At 39.9% G+C, this 17,024-nt stretch carries 14 protein-coding genes and 2 tRNA genes; 6 read left to right on the top strand and 10 right to left on the bottom strand.

Translation table 11 applies throughout. The features are described from left to right. The first annotated feature begins 122 nt into the window (after positions 1 to 122). Positions 123 to 1,322: a tyrosine--tRNA ligase gene (gene tyrS / locus CWC02_RS08030; protein ID WP_138602042.1), complete on the top strand. Its 1,200-nt coding sequence runs from the start codon at positions 123 to 125 to the stop codon at positions 1,320 to 1,322. A 51-nt stretch (positions 1,323 to 1,373) separates the two neighbouring features. Here the strand turns inward: tyrS and CWC02_RS08025 are convergent, their stop codons facing one another. The 4 genes from CWC02_RS08025 to folE2 all read right to left on the bottom strand — a co-directional run bounded on the left by CWC02_RS08025 (position 1,374) and on the right by folE2 (position 4,732). Further along, complete coding sequence (locus CWC02_RS08025) at positions 1,374 to 2,324, bottom strand: cobalamin biosynthesis protein CobD/CbiB (protein WP_138617525.1); 951 nt, start codon at positions 2,322 to 2,324, stop codon at positions 1,374 to 1,376. Position 2,325: 1 nt separating this feature from the next. Continuing rightward, positions 2,326 to 3,033, bottom strand: coding sequence for a 5'-methylthioadenosine/S-adenosylhomocysteine nucleosidase (gene mtnN / locus CWC02_RS08020; RefSeq protein ID WP_054551291.1), 708 nt, complete (start codon positions 3,031 to 3,033; stop codon positions 2,326 to 2,328). Between the two features lie 103 nt (positions 3,034 to 3,136). Further along, positions 3,137 to 3,730, bottom strand: coding sequence for a DUF2726 domain-containing protein (locus CWC02_RS08015; RefSeq protein WP_054551292.1), 594 nt, complete (start codon positions 3,728 to 3,730; stop codon positions 3,137 to 3,139). 81 nt (positions 3,731 to 3,811) lie between these two features. Further along, on the bottom strand, positions 3,812 to 4,732 hold the full coding sequence (folE2, locus tag CWC02_RS08010; protein ID WP_138617523.1) for a GTP cyclohydrolase FolE2: 921 nt from the start codon (positions 4,730 to 4,732) through the stop codon (positions 3,812 to 3,814). 174 nt (positions 4,733 to 4,906) lie between these two features. Between folE2 and arcB the strand changes: the two genes are divergently transcribed. After that, complete coding sequence (arcB, locus tag CWC02_RS08005; RefSeq protein WP_138617521.1) at positions 4,907 to 7,234, top strand: aerobic respiration two-component sensor histidine kinase ArcB; 2,328 nt, start codon at positions 4,907 to 4,909, stop codon at positions 7,232 to 7,234. A gap of 6 nt (positions 7,235 to 7,240) precedes the next feature. On the opposite strand, the gene arcA is transcribed toward arcB, so the two are convergent. The 5 genes from arcA to trmB form a co-directional block, all read right to left on the bottom strand. Next, positions 7,241 to 7,957 (bottom strand): two-component system response regulator ArcA, encoded by a 717-nt coding sequence (gene arcA, locus CWC02_RS08000; protein ID WP_054551295.1) that lies wholly within the window; start codon positions 7,955 to 7,957, stop codon positions 7,241 to 7,243. Between the two features lie 105 nt (positions 7,958 to 8,062). Further along, positions 8,063 to 8,587: a YfiR family protein gene (locus CWC02_RS07995; protein ID WP_249364087.1), complete on the bottom strand. Its 525-nt coding sequence runs from the start codon at positions 8,585 to 8,587 to the stop codon at positions 8,063 to 8,065. Continuing rightward, positions 8,584 to 10,206 (bottom strand): ATP-binding protein, encoded by a 1,623-nt coding sequence (locus CWC02_RS07990; RefSeq protein WP_054551297.1) that lies wholly within the window; start codon positions 10,204 to 10,206, stop codon positions 8,584 to 8,586. The genes CWC02_RS07995 and CWC02_RS07990 overlap by 4 nt, the downstream gene beginning before the upstream one ends. Positions 10,207 to 10,326: 120 nt before the next feature. Continuing rightward, on the bottom strand, positions 10,327 to 11,355 hold the full coding sequence (gene rsmC / locus CWC02_RS07985; protein WP_138617519.1) for a 16S rRNA (guanine(1207)-N(2))-methyltransferase RsmC: 1,029 nt from the start codon (positions 11,353 to 11,355) through the stop codon (positions 10,327 to 10,329). 16 nt (positions 11,356 to 11,371) lie between these two features. Continuing rightward, positions 11,372 to 12,097 (bottom strand): tRNA (guanosine(46)-N7)-methyltransferase TrmB, encoded by a 726-nt coding sequence (gene trmB, locus CWC02_RS07980; RefSeq protein WP_054551299.1) that lies wholly within the window; start codon positions 12,095 to 12,097, stop codon positions 11,372 to 11,374. Between the two features lie 218 nt (positions 12,098 to 12,315). Here trmB and mutY point away from each other — a divergent pair, with 218 nt between their 5' ends. Both mutY and CWC02_RS07970 read left to right on the top strand, forming a co-directional pair. Beyond that, positions 12,316 to 13,392 carry an A/G-specific adenine glycosylase gene (gene mutY, locus CWC02_RS07975; RefSeq protein WP_206004068.1) on the top strand — a complete coding sequence of 359 codons (1,077 nt, stop codon included), beginning with the start codon at positions 12,316 to 12,318 and terminating at the stop codon, positions 13,390 to 13,392. A 15-nt stretch (positions 13,393 to 13,407) separates the two neighbouring features. Beyond that, positions 13,408 to 13,680 (top strand): oxidative damage protection protein, encoded by a 273-nt coding sequence (locus CWC02_RS07970; protein WP_036970432.1) that lies wholly within the window; start codon positions 13,408 to 13,410, stop codon positions 13,678 to 13,680. Positions 13,681 to 13,729: 49 nt separating this feature from the next. On the opposite strand, the gene CWC02_RS07965 is transcribed toward CWC02_RS07970, so the two are convergent. After that, a complete protein-coding gene (locus CWC02_RS07965) occupies positions 13,730 to 16,492 on the bottom strand; it encodes an ATP-binding protein (protein WP_138602055.1) in 2,763 nt (920 codons plus the stop codon). A gap of 259 nt (positions 16,493 to 16,751) precedes the next feature. Here CWC02_RS07965 and CWC02_RS07960 point away from each other — a divergent pair. Next, positions 16,752 to 16,827, top strand: a tRNA-Phe gene (locus CWC02_RS07960). Between the two features lie 70 nt (positions 16,828 to 16,897). After that, positions 16,898 to 16,973: transfer RNA gene (locus CWC02_RS07955), tRNA-Thr, on the top strand. Positions 16,974 to 17,024: the final 51 nt, after the last annotated feature.

Here is a 17,024-nt window from a genome sequence, read left to right as displayed (position 1 = left end):
TAGGCTTTTTTCTAGTGTCGCTTTTTGGTGCTAACTAGCTAAATTTTAAAGTTTTTAGCTCTATATTTATAACCCTGACAGGCCACCACGCCCCGGTAGCTGAATTTTTGGAGTAATACACAGTGGATTTACAAACCGCTCTAGCTGAGATAAAACGCGGTGCAGAAGAGATATTAATTGAAGACGAATTAGTCGAAAAGCTAAAGTCTGGTAAGAAACTTAAGATCAAAGCGGGTTTCGATCCAACTGCGCCTGATCTGCATTTAGGTCACACAGTTCTTATCAACAAAATGAAAACCTTCCAAGACCTAGGTCATGAAGTGATTTTCTTGATCGGTGACTTCACCGGTATGATTGGTGATCCGACGGGTAAAAACGTAACGCGTAAACCGTTAACGCGTGAAGATGTATTAGCTAATGCTGAAACCTATAAAGAGCAAGTATTTAAGATTCTTGATCCTGCTAAAACTACAGTTGCATTCAACTCTACTTGGATGGAGAACTTAGGTGCAGCAGGTATGATTAAACTGGCTGCGCGTCAAACAGTAGCACGTATGCTAGAACGTGATGACTTTAAAAAGCGTTATGCCAGCGGTCAATCAATTGCTATCCACGAATTTTTATATCCACTGGTACAGGGTTGGGACTCAGTTGCATTAGAAGCTGATGTTGAGCTTGGCGGTACAGACCAACGCTTTAACCTATTAATGGGTCGTGAATTACAAAAAGACGAAGGTCAAAAGCCACAAACAGTACTTATGATGCCACTGCTTGAAGGTACTGATGGCGTTCAGAAAATGTCTAAGTCATTAGGTAATTACATTGGTATTACTGATGAGCCTAACGACATGTTTGGTAAAGTGATGTCTATTAGTGATGAGCTAATGTGGCGTTACTATGACTTATTAAGTGCATTATCTATCGAAGAGATTGCAGCGCTTAAACAACGTGTTGCAGATGGTGCAAACCCGCGCGACATTAAGATTGAGCTTGCCAAAGAAATGATTGCACGTTTCCACAGCGAAGAAGCAGCCGAAGGTGCTCATCAAGATTTCATCAAGCGTTTCCAAAAGAATGCATTACCAGATGAGATCCCTGAAGTAACAGTAACAATTGCTGAAGACACTGTGTTTATCACTAATCTATTAAAAGAAGCGAACCTTGTAGCTAGTACGTCAGAAGCAATGCGTATGATTAAACAAGGCGCTGTAAAGATTAATGGTGAAGAAAAAGTAACGGATACTAAGCTTGAAGTTGCTAAAGGCACTACACAGATTTACCAAGTAGGTAAACGTAAGTTTGCTAAAATCACCTTAGCTTAAATAAGCTAACAGAATAAAAACCAGCTGCGGCTGGTTTTTTTGTGCCTTTTTTTAGTTAATAAACAGCGTAGCCACTTCAATGGCGATGATAAGTAGTAACCAAAATGCTTTCGCTTGATTTAAGCGATTCACTAAAGCGGGAATATCATCGGCATCTGGTAGGCGATCGGTACCAACACGCATTTTATTAAAGCGCTCACCTTGGTAAAGGGCAGGGCCGCCTAATTGCACTTGTAGAGCAGCCGATGTAACACTTAACAGCCAACCCGTATTGGTTTGATAAAAATGTCTGCCATAGTGCTTAATGTAATGAATACATTGTTTGCTGGCATTGGTTGCTGCAATGGTTAATGCAACTAATCGAGTGGGTAACCACTCCAATACAAATAGTAACTTAGCAATGGTAGCCAAAAACGGGTTGTTTGGTTTTTGGTTTTTTCGCCATGCTTGATGAATTAATGTCAGTAAGCGATAAACTAAAGCAAGGATAGCGCCGCCAAGTAGATAAAAGAAGATAACGGCAAAATAATGCCGCGCACTTTGTAACACCAGTGACTCCATGGTTGCTTTACAAATTCCAGAAGCCGATAAACGTGATACATCACGGGCAACAAGGCTCGAGAGTAGCTCTCTAGCAGTCGCTTTTTGGTTGAGCTTGAGCAATCTGGCAATACGTAATGATTTCTTCTCTTGCGCGCGGCTACTGAGTAACAAATATAAAATTAAGCCACTTAATAACTCAGGGTAAAAAGCAAACTCTAAAAACAGCACAACTAATGTCACTATCACTAAAATGGTGAGTGTAAAAGCCAAAGTTGAGGCTAAATATTGATAGCTTTTAGGATTCGTTGGGTTGTATAAACGATCGCTGAGGGCAGAGAAAATAACGCTTAAAAAGGTATTAGGATGATACCAACTAACCAAAGGAAAGAAGCGCTCAGCTAAGAGCGCTACAAAAAATACAATAATGTCCAAATGGTTTTGAACAATATTTGCAATCACCTTATAAACTCACCGATGTTAGCTTCTCTAAAAGAGCAACAACCATTTTAGATGAGTTGATAGATGCAGTTTCGATATACTCTTCAAATGATTGCGGCGATTCTTTGCCAGCAATGTCAGACATTGAACGAATAACAACAAATGGTGTTTCTAGCACGTGACAAGCTTGTGCAATTGCTGCACCTTCCATTTCTACTGCAAGCATAGTTGGAAATTCTGCGCGTGTTTTTTCAATTCTTACCGGGTCACACATGAATGAATCACCAGTACAAATTAGGCCAATCATGGTTTTAACATCGCTGATTTGGCTTACGCTTTGCTCTGCCGCTTCAATCAATTTAGGGTGCGCAGCAAAGCCCGCTGGCATTTGTGGTACTTGGCCGATTTCGTAACCGAATGCAGTCACGTCTACATCGTGGTGACGAACTTCTGAAGAAATAACGACATCACCTACATTTAGCGATGGCTCAAAACCACCTGCAGAACCTGTGTTGATCACACAATCTGGGCTGAAGTTGTCTATTAGTAGTGTCGTTGCTACTGCAGAAGCTACTTTACCAATACCAGATTGAACTAAAGTAACAGTGTTACCCGCTAATTCACCGGTGTAAAAGGTAAAACCAGCTTTAGTCATGATGCTTGGGTTTACCATTGCTTCGCGTAAGATTTTTACTTCTGGCTCCATCGCGCCAATAATACCAACGTGCATAATATTTGATTCCTTAGATTGAATAGGATGATTATACCTAAAAATGTCTAAAACAAACAAAAAAGCAGACCTTAAAGTCTGCTTTTGCCAATATTATGACGGACTATATTTCTGCAAGCGCCGTTGAGTGTGCTTTTGCTTGTGATGGTGATAGTACTGCTGGTTTAGTTACTCGATTGCGTGCAGGTCTTGCCGGTGCTGCTGCAGGTTTACCAAGTTTAAACATGATAGCGTCTCGCACTTCTCTTGGTTGATAGCCTGATTTTACTTTCATACGAATATGCGGAATGCCTGCCGCTTCTAACGCGCCACTGACAAACCAGTCACGTTGTGCTTTATGGCCGTCGCGGTTGGTGTTATTTACTAAATCAACAGCGGCAACAATGCTAAGTTTGTCCTTGTCGATAAGCACGTAATCTAACTGTTTGTTTTTGGCTTTAGCCATTGCAGCACGTTTAGCTTTGACAGATAAGCCTTGCTTACAGTCGATTAAATCAATTAGTTTAACACGGCTGACGATTTTGTACTGGTCACCTACAGCACGTTCTAGCAGGTGTAAAAAAGCACTCTCAACTTGCGTAAAAACAGTTTGCTTACGAGTGAAAGGGTAAGGGTTTCCGCCTTCATCGGTAAACTTTGACGCAACAACAGAGGCTACGACGACTAATACTAAAATTGATAATAAAGCGAATTCCATACGGTAACTCCACAACAACAAATTGACACTGAAAACTAATAGCAATTAGCGTGCCTAACTGTATGGAGCTACCCGAAATTTTTAAGCCGTGTATCCGCCAGCAACCCCTTTAACTGCGATTGCTACCGCGTCATGGGCATGAAGTGATTCGTAGTGGTTTATTTGTAGCCAGTAATCTGCGTAGTTATGCTGTTCAAGTAAGCCTTTAATTTTACGTGCAGCATCTTCGCAGAACATGAGGTTTTGACCATTTAAGCGGGCAAACTCTTGCTCATCTTCACGTTTAACCGCCGCTTGTACTGGCGTTTTTAGCTCAGCTTCTAAAGCATCAATTAAGCCAACCACATCAAAGCTGTCAATTTGGCTGTCGAGTTTTACTTTCACGTTGGCGATTGAACGCTGTGAGTGTGGTGTAGCTACAATCCCGTCAGTTGTGCCTAGCCATTCTAAAACAGTTTGCTTATCAACATTTTGCTCTGCAAACTTTTCGCTAAAGGCATTTTGAATTAATTGACGAGCAAGAGCCGCTGAACATGGGCATGTTGACGAGTAAGTGACATTAACCATTAACTCAAAGCTTACAATGCCTTGGTTGATCTTAGCGATCAGATGAATCGGGTAGTTTTTCCAACCTACTTTGCCACTTAATAAAGATTTTCGGCGCAGTGGTAGCTCAAACTTAAATTCGATTTGTGCTTGGTCACTTAAATCATCATGGCTGCTAATAAAGGCATCAAGTGCTTGCTTGAGAGTTTGTGGATTAACTTGCTGCTCGGTTGATAAGGTATCAAGGGCTAAAAATAGACGCGACATATGAATGCCTTTGGCGTCTTCTTTATGCAAGTTTACAAAAGCGCGTGCCTTGGCAATTACGTTTACAGGGGCAATATTGCGAGTTTCAAAAATGAAAGGAAGTTCAATTTCGCCCATGCCAACCCAGTCTAATTTACCTGTTTGTAAGGCGGGAGCCGTATCAGCAATATCTGGCATTGTGGTTTGCATGGTAATACTCATTCTTTGCAATTATTAAAGCGCGGTATTTTACATGAAAAAATATAAAAAAGCGGCGTTGATGAAAAAATTCTATGTTTATCGCACAATATGAATATTTCTAAAGGAATAGTGATAAAATTAACTATGCTGTTTTTTTTCGATTATGTGCCTAAGCTTTAATATATGATTGATTCTTCTTTGAGTCCCTGGGCTCGCACACTCTCAAGCTTTATTTCTAAGTACGGTGAGTTTAAAACTGCCGCTGCCTGTTATGCCTTATTACTGGTCATGTCGCTGATTTTATCGTGCATGTTTTATTATGTAGCAGTCGGTACGGTAACTTTAGTTGATGTTTTAGCTGTGTTGTTTTTTACCGCAGTAGTATCGCCGATATTAATAACAGTGCTGCTCAATTCTATTCGCCAGTTAGAAGCATCTTATAGTTATCTAGATAGCGCAACCAAACAAGAAAAACTGCTCAATCAAACGCTAAAAGACAATATCAGTCGCTTAAACGAAGAGATTGATGAACGTAAAATGGCGTTTCATGCTAAGCACAGAGCAATAGAAGAACTAAGACGCGAAATTGCTGAGCGTAAGAAAACTCAACAAGAACTAGCTCAACAAGGCATGTTATTACGCTCTATTGTCGACTCATCTCCCGATTTGTTTTATTACCGCGACAACAATGGTGTGTTTGCTGGCTGTAATAAAATGTTCGAACAAGTGATTGGTAAAAGCAGCGATGAGTTAATCGGCAAGAGTGTCGAAGAAATCTATCCAAGTGATTATTTACCAGAAGTACTTCGCACTGACAAAAAAGTATCTCAAACTCACCAGGCTCTTACACTTGACGTTGAATACCCTGTTAATGGTGAAAAGCGTTGGTTTGAGATGCGTAAGTTACCCTTTATTAATGAAAAAGGTGAGTACATTGGTTTACTTGCCTTTGGCCGTGATATCACCAGCCGTAAAGAGGCGGCTCAGGCCCTTGAAGCGGCTTACAAAGATAAAGGTAAATTCATTGCGACTCTAAGTCATGAACTAAGAACACCGCTTAACGGTATAGTGGGTTTAACCCGCATGTTGCTAGATACAGAACTTGATAAACAACAACGTAGTTGGTGTAACACGGTATTTTCAAGTGCCGAAACCCTTGGCAATATATTTAACGATATTATCGACTTGGATAAAATTGATCGTGAGCAGCTTGATATTGTTGCTGACTCAGTCAATGTGGCCGACTTTATAAATGATGTGGTGAACTTTGCAGGCTTAATTGCTGAGCAAAAGGGGCTTGAGTTCAATATTAAACGCAAAGGTACGTTAGACGTTTATGCGTCACTTGATCCGACTCGTTTACGTCAAGTTGTTTGGAATCTTATCAATAATGCGGTTAAGTTCACCCAACAGGGTCATGTTGAGCTTGAATGTCGCCGTGAGAATCGCGCTGATGGGCCTTGGTTAGTGATGCGTGTAAGCGACACCGGTCAAGGCATTCCTCAAGAGCAGCTGCACCGTATTTTTGACATGTACTATAAGGCACCAGATATCAAAGGCACCAATGCAATTGGTTCAGGGATTGGTCTTGCAGTAACTAAAGCACTTGTTACTGCGATGAAAGGTGAAATCAATGTCAGCAGTACTGAAGGTGAGGGCAGTGTTTTTGTTGTCGAAATTCCCCTTAAGCTTTGTATTGCGCCAGCTGAGCAAAGTTATGCGGTACGCAGCTTAAATATTCTTTTAGTTGAAGATGTGCCGCTAAATGCTGAGATTGCTACCAACTTACTTGAGCAGCGTGGCCACGAAGTTATTTGGGCTGAAACTGGTGAAGATGCGCTGTCGTTTGTCTACACAGAAGATGACTTAGACCTCGTTTTACTTGATATGCAATTACCAGACATCAATGGTGATGAAGTTGCTCGTCAAATTCGTGATGATGAGCACTTTGATAAGCTGCCAATCGTTGCCTTGACTGCCAACGTGCGTAGTGCCGAAGAAGAACTTGCGGGTATTAATATTCAAGGTGCACTCGCTAAGCCTATCAACACCACTAAACTCGATAAAATGCTCGGCGAGCTATTTGATATAAAACAGCAACAAAATTGTCAGCCTGAGCCAATTAAAGCCGTGACGGAAAAAGACTTATCGTGTATACGTGTTGAGCTTCTCGATATAGAAACCATCGAAGACTTTGTAGGCTCAATGGGGCTGGTTATTTTTAATCGTAGCTGTGAGTTATTTAATAAGTTAAACCCTCAGTATCAAACTGAGCTAGCAGATGCGTTAGCTGAAGATGATAGAGAAGAATACAAATCGGTGGCGCATAAATTGAAAGGTGCAGCTGGCTCTGTAGGCTTAAACGATGTGCAGTTACATGCTAAGAAGATGGAACACGGCGCGCTTGAAGAAAGTAGTGAAGAGTTACAACAGTGGCTTGATGAACTTGCAGTTAAAATAAATGAAGGGCGTGACGCCCTCCAATTATTCTTACAGCAGTTAGAAGATTAATTCTAATTAGCTGTCGATTTTACCTATGAAACGATAGCCTTCACCATGGATGGTGCTGATCAGCTCAGAGGTGCTGTTATCGCTTTCAAAGTGTTTTCTGATACGACGAATGGTTACGTCTACAGTGCGGTCATTTGCGCGAAGCTCACGGCCAGTCATGTGCTTAATTAATTGCTCACGGCTGAAAATACGGCCCGGTGAATCGAGCATTAAACGAAGTGCGCGGTATTCACCTTTAGGTAAACGCTTAGCGTCGCCACTTGGAGATGTTAAACAACGGCTGTTTTCATCAAGTTCCCAACCGTTAAATGTAATAACACCATTTGTTTCGATATTCGCTTCTTCGCCACCTAATGCTGTGCGCGAAATAAGGTTACGAGCACGAATAGTTAATTCGCGAGGGTTGAATGGTTTTGTGATGTAATCATCAGCACCAATTTCAAGACCTAAAATGCGATCAACGTCGTTGTCACGACCTGTTAAGAAAATTAAACCAACATTACGTTTTTGACGTAATTCACGCGCTAAAATAAGCCCGTTTTTACCTGGTAGGTTGATATCCATAACTACAAGGTTCACATCATCATTATTTGTAAGCTTGTCATGCATATCATCGCCATCAATGGCTTCAATAACTTTGTAACCTTCGGCTTCAAATAAACTAACGAGGTTTAGTCGAGTTACGTCTTCATCCTCTACGATCAGAATGACTGGCGTTTGCATTGTATATTAACCTTTTCGGAAATTTTATTTACAAAAATTCGGTATTATCAAGCAAAACCGAATACTAGAGATTATAGGATTAGATCCAATTGTTAACAAGTAAAATCAATTTGGATAAAACTTAGCCATAGCTAACAATCGAGATTGCACTTTAAAGTTATGCTGCAATACGTGCTGCTTATTGATATACAGTCGGATTTTATTTCCTTCTTGAACCAGAGAGGCTATTCCGCCTTTCTCTAAAAAGCGAATACTTTCACCTATAGTTAAAGTATTTAATGAAATTGTATCGGTCCAAAGTGGAAGTATATCATTTTCTAATGTTTCATCAATGTATGTGATATCACAAATCTGAGAAAGTTCAGAAATTTGCTGAGTTTTTTTCACTAAAATAACTTTGATAGGTTTTTTGTTAATTTGCAGTTCACTTTTGTCCTTTAGGAACGACCCAGGCCCTGTTTCTACATTATAAAAACAGAAAGAAATAGGTGGAGGATCCATGCTTTCAGTAAACTTAGTGAACTTAGCAATTTGATATAAAAACGCCGATTTTACTTGTTCTGGTGATTTTGCAAAACTCGGGGTGGCGTAAATAACAAAAGCAAAAAGGCAACATATGATTTTCATCATGCATTACCTTCAGATAAGGGCAGAGTAATAATAAAATGAGCACCCTCGGTATTTAACTCATCGTGAATTATTGTACCGCCTAAGGCTTGGGTTACCAGGTTATAAACTAAATGCATACCTAGTCCACTTCCACCTTCGCCTCGTTTGGTTGTCACAAATGGGTCGAAAATACGTTTTCGAATCGTCTTTTCAACACCAACGCCATTATCGAAATAGTGAATAATAAAGCTGCTTTCATTGCGCTCAACGTTAAAGGTGATCTCGTTATCAAGCTCGTCGCTAAAACCATGGATCACAGAGTTACTCAATAACTGCTGTAACACCTGCTGTAATGGTCCCGATTTAGTCTCAATACTAAAGTCATTATTGCAGTTAATCGTGATTTTAGGATTGCGATATTGTATTTCTGAGCGCATCGACATAATCACATCATTTAATAAATTATATAAGTTTACGTTAGTGGTTATTTCGACATCTTGATTAACTGCCACTTTCTTAAAGCTTGAGACTAGCTCTGCGGCTCGGTTTAAGTTGCGATAGATAAGATCTAGATTTTCAATGCCATCAGTTATAAAGCGTTTTAAATGTGCTGAGGTGAGTGTTTTTTGCTCAAACTGCGCGTTGATTTCTGCCAGCTTGTCACGCAGCAAAGTTGAACCCGTAATACCTAAGCCGATAGGTGTATTTACCTCATGGGCTACACCTGCAACCATTTGCCCTAAAGAGGCCATTTTTTCATTTTCTACTATTTGATTTTGGTATTGATGCATACGCTCAAGTGTATTGAGTAGTTCTTGGTTAGCCTCACGCAAGGCAATAGTACGTTGATTTACTTTCTCTTCAAGGCTTTGGTTAAGCTGTTTTATTTCTTGTTTGTCTTTTTCGTGGCGCTCGATTTGCTTTTGGGTTCGGGCAAGCATGATATTTAAGCTGCTAGAAAGCTGATTAATTTCATCGACATTAGTTTTTTGTGCGCGAGTGTCATAGTTATGGTTTTTTGACACATCTTGAAGCAAGTTACTCAGTTCATCAATTGGGTTCGCAATACGTTTTTGAATACGCAGAGCAACAAAATACACCAACACTAAAACAAATAGGGTTAGTAAAATATCAATAAAGATTTTACGGTTAATATACTGATTGAGCCTATCTAAGCCACCACGAACATAGGCATAGCCAATCACTTCTCCTTCATATTTGATTGGTTTTATTAATTCTATTACATCATCTTTAAACTTTGGCTCAGACAGCTCGCTGATACTGTTTACTTTGATAGGAACTGGCGGAGTTCTATTGGCGTTAAAGCTGCTGAAAAAAACAGGCTCATTCGATAATTCGTCAATTGCGTATATGTGAATGTTTTTAATGAGCGGCACTGTCTCGAAAGATTTTAGGCGCTCTGTTTCAGTTTCGTTATCATCAAATAACACTGTGACCTGGGCGTTATATGCAATAATTTCAGATAGAATAGTTATTTTATCGACAATTAAGGCTTTTTGTTCTTTTACATCTAGGTAGGTCGAAATAGAGATAGACAAAGACAAGCACAACGCAGTAACAAGCATAACCGCATTAGTTAATGCCTTACGAATACTCGTTTGTGCCGATAAAATTGACATGCGCTATAGAAAGCCTAAATTTTTATTTTATTAGTAAGAGTTTAGTCTAGCAAAGACATTTAAAAGTAACTAAATATTTTAAAAAATATTTTTGCTACGAATAAGCTATTTACTCAACTTTTATTTAGCTGAGTAAACTGCAAATTTTGTATTTTTGAAATCGGTACTGTATTGGCCAAATTGCGCTTCTAAAATAGGTGGGTATTTTAAGAAGCTGTTTGCAACTATGGTCAGTTTACCTTGCTTACTCAAGTGTTGCTTTGCAGAGCTAAGAAATGCCTCGGCAATGGTGTAATCAGTGGCAATACCGGTGTGGAAAGGAGGGTTACTGATGATTAAGTCGAATTTACCATTAATATCAGATAAGCCATCACTTAATACCGCTTGGCCTTTAAGGTTATTTAATGCAAGTGTTTGCTCTGTGGCGTAAGTAGCAAGAGCACTTACATCGCTACATACAAACTCAAGCTCAGGCTGCTTTTTTCCTAAATAAGTAGCAATAATGCCTGCGCCACATGCAAAGTCGAGCACTTTACCCTTGCTAATACTTGGCGCATTATTTAGAAGTACCGCGGTACCTACATCAAGCGCACCGTGGTTAAATACGCCCGGCACACTAATCGCCGTAAATTCAATATCGCCGGCTTTCACTTGAAATTGCTTATGATAACGACCGATAGCAAAGTTATCGTTTAGCGTAAGCTCAGAGAATAAATACAAAATACAGTGCTTGGCACTATCGATTTTGTTACTAAAACCACAGTGATCTTTTAGTTGTTTCTCTGCTGATTTAACACCGCTTTTATTTTCACCTACCACAAATAGTTGCGCGTCTTGATGACAAACAGCACGAATGTTATCGAGGCACATTTGTGCTTCGGGCTTAGCTTTTGGGTAATAATAGATAACTAAATCGTAGTTATTATCTGGAATAGTGTGGCTAACCACAGCATGTACACGGGCAATTTTGCTAGCATACATGGCATTTGCGTGGTTATAACTGAACGCAGTAATTTTTGCGTCAGGGTTTAGCGTTTTAAGTTCGCGTAAGAAGCCATCTTGCTCAAAGTTAACCACTAAAATCGATTGTCCAACAAGTTCGTCTTCATTTCGAAGCAATAATAAACTTGGGTTGGTTAACTTACTCATGCTGCTTTACCTTTTGTTACTTAGTACGCTCAAACATTAGATCCCATACGCCGTGACCTAAACGGTGACCGCGCTGCTCAAATTTTGTCAGTGGACGTGAATCTGGGCGAGGAACGTAATCGTTAGTTTCTGATTGGTTTTTGTAACCTTCAGCAACTTGCATTACTTCAAGCATATGCTCAGCATAATTTTCCCAGTCAGTCGCCATATGGAAAACACCGCCAATTTTTAATTTGCTACGTAACTTTTGCGCAAACTCTGGTTGTACGATACGACGCTTATGGTGACGTTTTTTATGCCATGGATCAGGGAAGAATAATTGCAGCTTAGATAAGCTTTCATCGGCAATACAATCAGCTAGAACTTCAACTGCATCGTGTTCGAATACGCGTAAGTTTGTTACACCTGCTTCGTCGGCATCCATTAAACAGGCACCTACACCTGGGCGGTGAACTTCAATACCGATGAAGTTAAGCTCTGGTGCGTTTTTAGCCATTTCGACTAGCGATTTACCCATACCAAAACCGATTTCTAGTACCACATCGTTATCGTTACCAAACACTTCTTTTAGGTTTAGCATGCCATTTTTATGCTCAAGGCCCATCGTTGGCCAACACTTCTCGATGGCTGCCGCTTGGCCTTTTGTGAGGCGACCTTCGCGCTTTACGAAACTACGAATCGTGCGGATATATTTACCCTCTTGCTTTGCTTGCTCGAGGTTTGGGTTACTTGAGTCACTCATATATTTTGGCCTGATAAAAATACTGACGATAGAAAAAGGGTGCGTATTATCCCTGACCTGCGCCTTGAGTACAATAGTCTGGGCTTGTTTATCTTATGAGATTAATATTGCAGCCATATGCTAGCTATTTAGGCAAAGTAGGGGCTGTTCGACTTGCTTGGCCTAACCAACTACAATAGACTTGGCCGCAATGAGCTTCAGCAAGTAAAGATGTTATTTTGAATTTAAGCAATAAGGAGTCAACTTGGTTTGCAAACCAAGTGGTTGACTGGTACCACCTTCACGGCCGTAAAACTCTCCCTTGGCAGTTAAATAAAACCCCTTATAAGGTATGGATCTCTGAGGTCATGCTACAGCAGACTCAAGTGGTGACTGTTATTCCATACTTTGAAAAGTTTATGCAAAGCTTTCCTGACATTATTGCGCTTGCTAATGCCGATGAAGATCAGGTGTTACACCATTGGACTGGCCTTGGCTACTACGCCCGAGCGCGTAACTTACATAAAACTGCAAAAATAGTCCGTGATAACTACCAAGGTGAGTTTCCAACTACGCTTGAAGAAGTAATGGACTTGCCGGGTATTGGTCGTTCAACGGCAGGGGCTATCTTGTCTTTATCGCTTGGTCAACATCATCCAATTTTAGATGGCAATGTTAAACGAGTGCTAGCACGCTTTTTTATGGTTGAAGGCTGGTACGGAGTGAAAAAGGTCGAAAATCAACTTTGGTCATTATCATCGCAATTAACGCCTAAAGAGTCGGTTACTGAGTTTAATCAGGCAATGATGGATTTAGGTGCAAGCCTTTGTTCACGTAGTAAGTTTGACTGTGAGCCTTGTCCTTTGAATAGTAAATGCCTTGCTTTTAAAGAAGGTAAAGTAAAAGAGTTCCCGCATTCAAAGCCTAAAAAAGCTGTACCGAAAAAGTCATGCCATCAGCTCATTCTAGCCTGCGACAATAAAGTGCTTATGGAAAAGCGCCCAAGCTCAGGGATATGGGGTGGATTGTTTGGCTTTTTTGAGTTTAGCGAATTAACTGAGTTAGAAACATTTTTAGCCCAGCATGGTTTATCAAACAATACGCAAGCACTTGAAGCCTTTACCCATGTATTTTCGCATTTTGAGCTAACCATCAATCCACATGTTTTAACCTTGCCGAGCATTCCAGATCTCATTAATGAACGACAACTGGTTTGGTATCCGCTTGATGAGTCTGTTGAGGTTGGTCTTGCTGCACCAACGAAAAAGCTGGTTAAACAATTAAGCGCAATAGATTACAATAGCATCACGCAATAAGAGTAGAGAGCAATTATGGCACGTACAGTATTTTGTCAAAAGTTACAAAAAGAAGCTGAAGGCTTAGGCTTCCAACTATACCCAGGTGAGCTTGGTGAAAAGATTTTCAACAACATCAGTAAAGAAGCGTGGGGCCAATGGCAACACAAGCAAACAATGCTGATCAACGAAAAACACCTGAACATGATGGACCCAGAGCACCGTGCTTTTTTAGAAGAGCAAATGGTGGGTTTCTTATTTGAAGGTAAAGACGTAGAAATAGAAGGCTACCGTCCACCAGAAAAATAAGCGCATAATCAAAAGTAAAAAGGGCCGTAATGGCCCTTTTTGATCTGTATTATTCAGCTTCTTGTTCGGCTTTGTTAATTTGTTCTTTTAAGAACTGAGCCACCTTAGAGTATTCAATTTCGAAACTATCTCTAAGTGCAATTAATTCGTCGCTTGTAGGCTCGCCTTCTTTGCAGGTTTGTTCAAATCCAGCGGCAAGCTCAGCAACCTTCATTGCTCCTATGGTTTTCGAAATTGACTTTAGCTGATGGCAAGAAGTGATAATTTTATCTAAATCATATTCTATAACCCCAGCGTTTACCTCTTTACTGAGTTGATTACTCTGTTCTAAATACATCTTAAAGAAACGTAGCTTCTTCGCTTCATCATTGACATATTTACCTAGCACATCCATATCAATTGGTGTTGTAAGTTTTTTACTTTCCAATTTTGCAGCTTCTGGGTTTGCTTTATAAGCACATTTATGAAGTGTTCCTTCAAGCACATTTAGCTCAACAGGTTTTGTAATGTAATCGTTCATGCCTATGCTTAAACAACGCTCTTTTTCACCTTTAAGCGCATTAGCTGTTATAGCAATTACATAAGGCTGGGCGTTGATATCTTCAAGTTGCGATGCTTCATGGCGTATTTTTTCTACCATATCGTAACCAGACATTTTTGGCATGTGTAAATCAGTTAAAATAATAGAGTGCTTACCTTCACGCCATGCTTCTAAACCTTTCTCACCATTTTCAGCCATTTCAACACCATAGCCTAGTAGATGTAGCTGATCGGTCAGCACTTGCTGATTTAGCACGTTATCTTCAACAAGAAGTACTAACTTGTTTTCTTCACGAGCCTTATCAACACTTAGGTAGTCGTTAAATGATTTGGTAGAAGAAATTTGTTTAGGCTTATGTAACCCAGCTGCTACGAGAAGTGACATCATAAAGTTTGACTTACATAATGGTACTGCATTTAGATAAAAAATATTCTTATGATTTACGGCAGCTTCATCTAATCTACTTAATACGATAACTTGCTGATTATTATCTTCTAAAGTGTAAAGTAAGCGACGTAAGATATAGTTAATATCTTCCATGGTTTCGATCCCATCAAGGATCCAAATCAGCTCTTTTCGGTCCTGCTCAACTTCAATTTGCTCATTGTTTTGGGCGATAACTGGTGTTGCCCCCATAAATGATAAATAACGTGTCAGTAATTTTTTTCGACCGTCATGATTAGAGACCACAACAACTCTTTGATCTTTCATGACTTGTTTGTGAGCATAATCAACTTTACCTTGCGTACTAAAAGGTAATTCAACGACAAACTCACTGCCAATACCTAAGTCACTGGTTACAGAAATTGTACCCAACATTAGTTCGGTTAAGCTTTTACAAATCGATAAACCTAACCCTGTGCCACCGTATTCGCGGGTTATTGACCCTTCAGCTTGAATAAATGGATTAAATATTTCGCGAAGCTGCGCTTGCGTCATCCCTTTACCGTTATCTAATACACTAAAGCGTAATGTGTAGTGATCAGTGGTGTTTTGTGCAACCTCCACCGAAATTTTTACATGACCTTTTTGCTTGTCGTCTGTGCTAGTGAACTTAATTGCATTACTACATAGATTGTAAAGTACTTGGCGAACTCGTACCGTGTCGCCAATTAGGTTTGTTGGGATATCGGGCGCAATAGCGAGCTCTAGTTCAAGGTCACGCTTTTTGGCAACCGATGATAAAACACGGGCAACTTCTTCAATCGTGTCAGATACTGAAAAAGGAATGTTATCGATATTTAATTTACCCGCTTCGATTTTCGAGAAATCGAGAATGTCATCTAATATCCCTAATAACGAAAATGCAGAATCACGAATAATTGTACTTAGTCTATGTTGCGCCCCATCAAGCTCTGTTTGGCGAAGTAAATCAATTGTGCCAATAACACCGTTCATTGGGGTGCGAATCTCATGGCTCATGGTAGCCAAGAAAGTGGTTTTAGTTTCGTTTGCTTGTTCAGCTTTTAGAGTTGCTTGCTCAAGAGCGAGAGTACGATTTTGTACCTCTGTCTCTAGGCTGTTTTGTAATTTTTGCAAATCAGCTTGTGCTGCTTTGTTCTCGGTAATTGCTGATTCAACTTTTTTAAGTAATTGATTTACATGCTTTGCGACAGAGTCTAGGCCAAAGTCAAGGGTTTCAGTTACTTGCCCTTGGTAGTCCGCATTGTCAGTAATAGCTTTTAGCTCTTTATTTAACGATGAACTACTTTTACTAAAACGCTTATTGATAAAAATACTCAGGGCAAAAGATAATATAATTAAAGCTAGAAGCGTTAAGCCAGCAAGACCGATTGAAAGCACAGAAGATTGTGTAATAGGCTGCTCAATAGGGTGTTGTTTCACAATTAACTCGCCAACAGGCTGGTCATTAAATTCAAGAACAGTATGTATTAGTGTTTTTTCAGCTAGTTGTTGATTGACTTTAGTGGGTTGAATAAGCTCTTTGTTGTTTGCATAAACTAAAGAAACATCACCGTTAAACTCGTATCTATATAAATAGTAATCAAAGCCAGTATTAAGAAGTAAGCTTAAATCCAGTACTTCTTTTACTTTATCTTGCCCTGGCATTGTTAAAGCACTAACAAGGGGGGCACGCAATTGATTTGAAACTTGAATGGCCGTTAAATTTGGCTGCAACTCTTTTACTGGTGCTTCATCATTAGTTGGATAAAACGAAAAAGCAACGACCGCTAACAGGGTGATGACGAGATTCGTAATTATAAAAAGCGGTAGTAAGCCTTTTACAGGTGAATTCGATTTACTTGGCATGGTTCTTATCCAACAATTTTACAGCTAGGTACATTTCCTTGATATTTAGACAATCCTACCATCTGTGAAGAAAAATTCATCACGTTTTTAACAGAGGTAACTCTTTTATGATGAGAGTCAATTTAAAAGCATAAAAGTTGTTGGTTAAATAGGCTAAAAACTATTGAAAACAGCAATCTTGATTGAAAACTGTGCAAACAGTTAGAATCCTCAAAAAAAAGTTGACTTGAGAAGGCAAAACCCGTTTAATACGCCGCACGCCCAGATAGCTCAGTCGGTAGAGCAGAGGATTGAAAATCCTCGTGTCGGTGGTTCGATTCCGCCTCTGGGCACCATTATTTAGTATATTGGTGTTTAACTTATGATTTAAACATCAATATCGTGCCAAGCACACAGATTTAGTGTGCCGACTTAGCTCAGTTGGTAGAGCAACTGACTTGTAATCAGTAGGTCATCCGTTCAACTCGGATAGTCGGCACCATTTATTTTTAAACGAAAGTTTAAAATGCCCAGATAGCTCAGTCGGTAGAGC

Source organism: Pseudoalteromonas sp. S2721 (assembly GCF_005887425.1).
Lineage (GTDB): Bacteria > Pseudomonadota > Gammaproteobacteria > Enterobacterales > Alteromonadaceae > Pseudoalteromonas > Pseudoalteromonas simplex.
Note: the sequence above shows the minus strand (reverse complement) of the source record. Positions and strands in the feature narration are given on the sequence as shown.

Coding starts and splice junctions, on each gene's coding strand:
- CWC02_RS07970 (WP_036970432.1), top strand. CDS start 13,408: ATGGCACGTACAGTATTTTGTCAAAAGTTACAAAAAGAAGCTGAAGGC.
- trmB (WP_054551299.1), bottom strand. CDS start 12,097: ATGAGTGACTCAAGTAACCCAAACCTCGAGCAAGCAAAGCAAGAGGGT.
- arcB (WP_138617521.1), top strand. CDS start 4,907: ATGATTGATTCTTCTTTGAGTCCCTGGGCTCGCACACTCTCAAGCTTT.
- rsmC (WP_138617519.1), bottom strand. CDS start 11,355: ATGAGTAAGTTAACCAACCCAAGTTTATTATTGCTTCGAAATGAAGAC.
- arcA (WP_054551295.1), bottom strand. CDS start 7,957: ATGCAAACGCCAGTCATTCTGATCGTAGAGGATGAAGACGTAACTCGA.
- mtnN (WP_054551291.1), bottom strand. CDS start 3,033: ATGCACGTTGGTATTATTGGCGCGATGGAGCCAGAAGTAAAAATCTTA.
- folE2 (WP_138617523.1), bottom strand. CDS start 4,732: ATGCAAACCACAATGCCAGATATTGCTGATACGGCTCCCGCCTTACAA.
- CWC02_RS07965 (WP_138602055.1), bottom strand. CDS start 16,492: ATGCCAAGTAAATCGAATTCACCTGTAAAAGGCTTACTACCGCTTTTT.
- CWC02_RS07990 (WP_054551297.1), bottom strand. CDS start 10,206: ATGTCAATTTTATCGGCACAAACGAGTATTCGTAAGGCATTAACTAAT.
- CWC02_RS07995 (WP_249364087.1), bottom strand. CDS start 8,587: ATGATGAAAATCATATGTTGCCTTTTTGCTTTTGTTATTTACGCCACC.
- CWC02_RS08015 (WP_054551292.1), bottom strand. CDS start 3,730: ATGGAATTCGCTTTATTATCAATTTTAGTATTAGTCGTCGTAGCCTCT.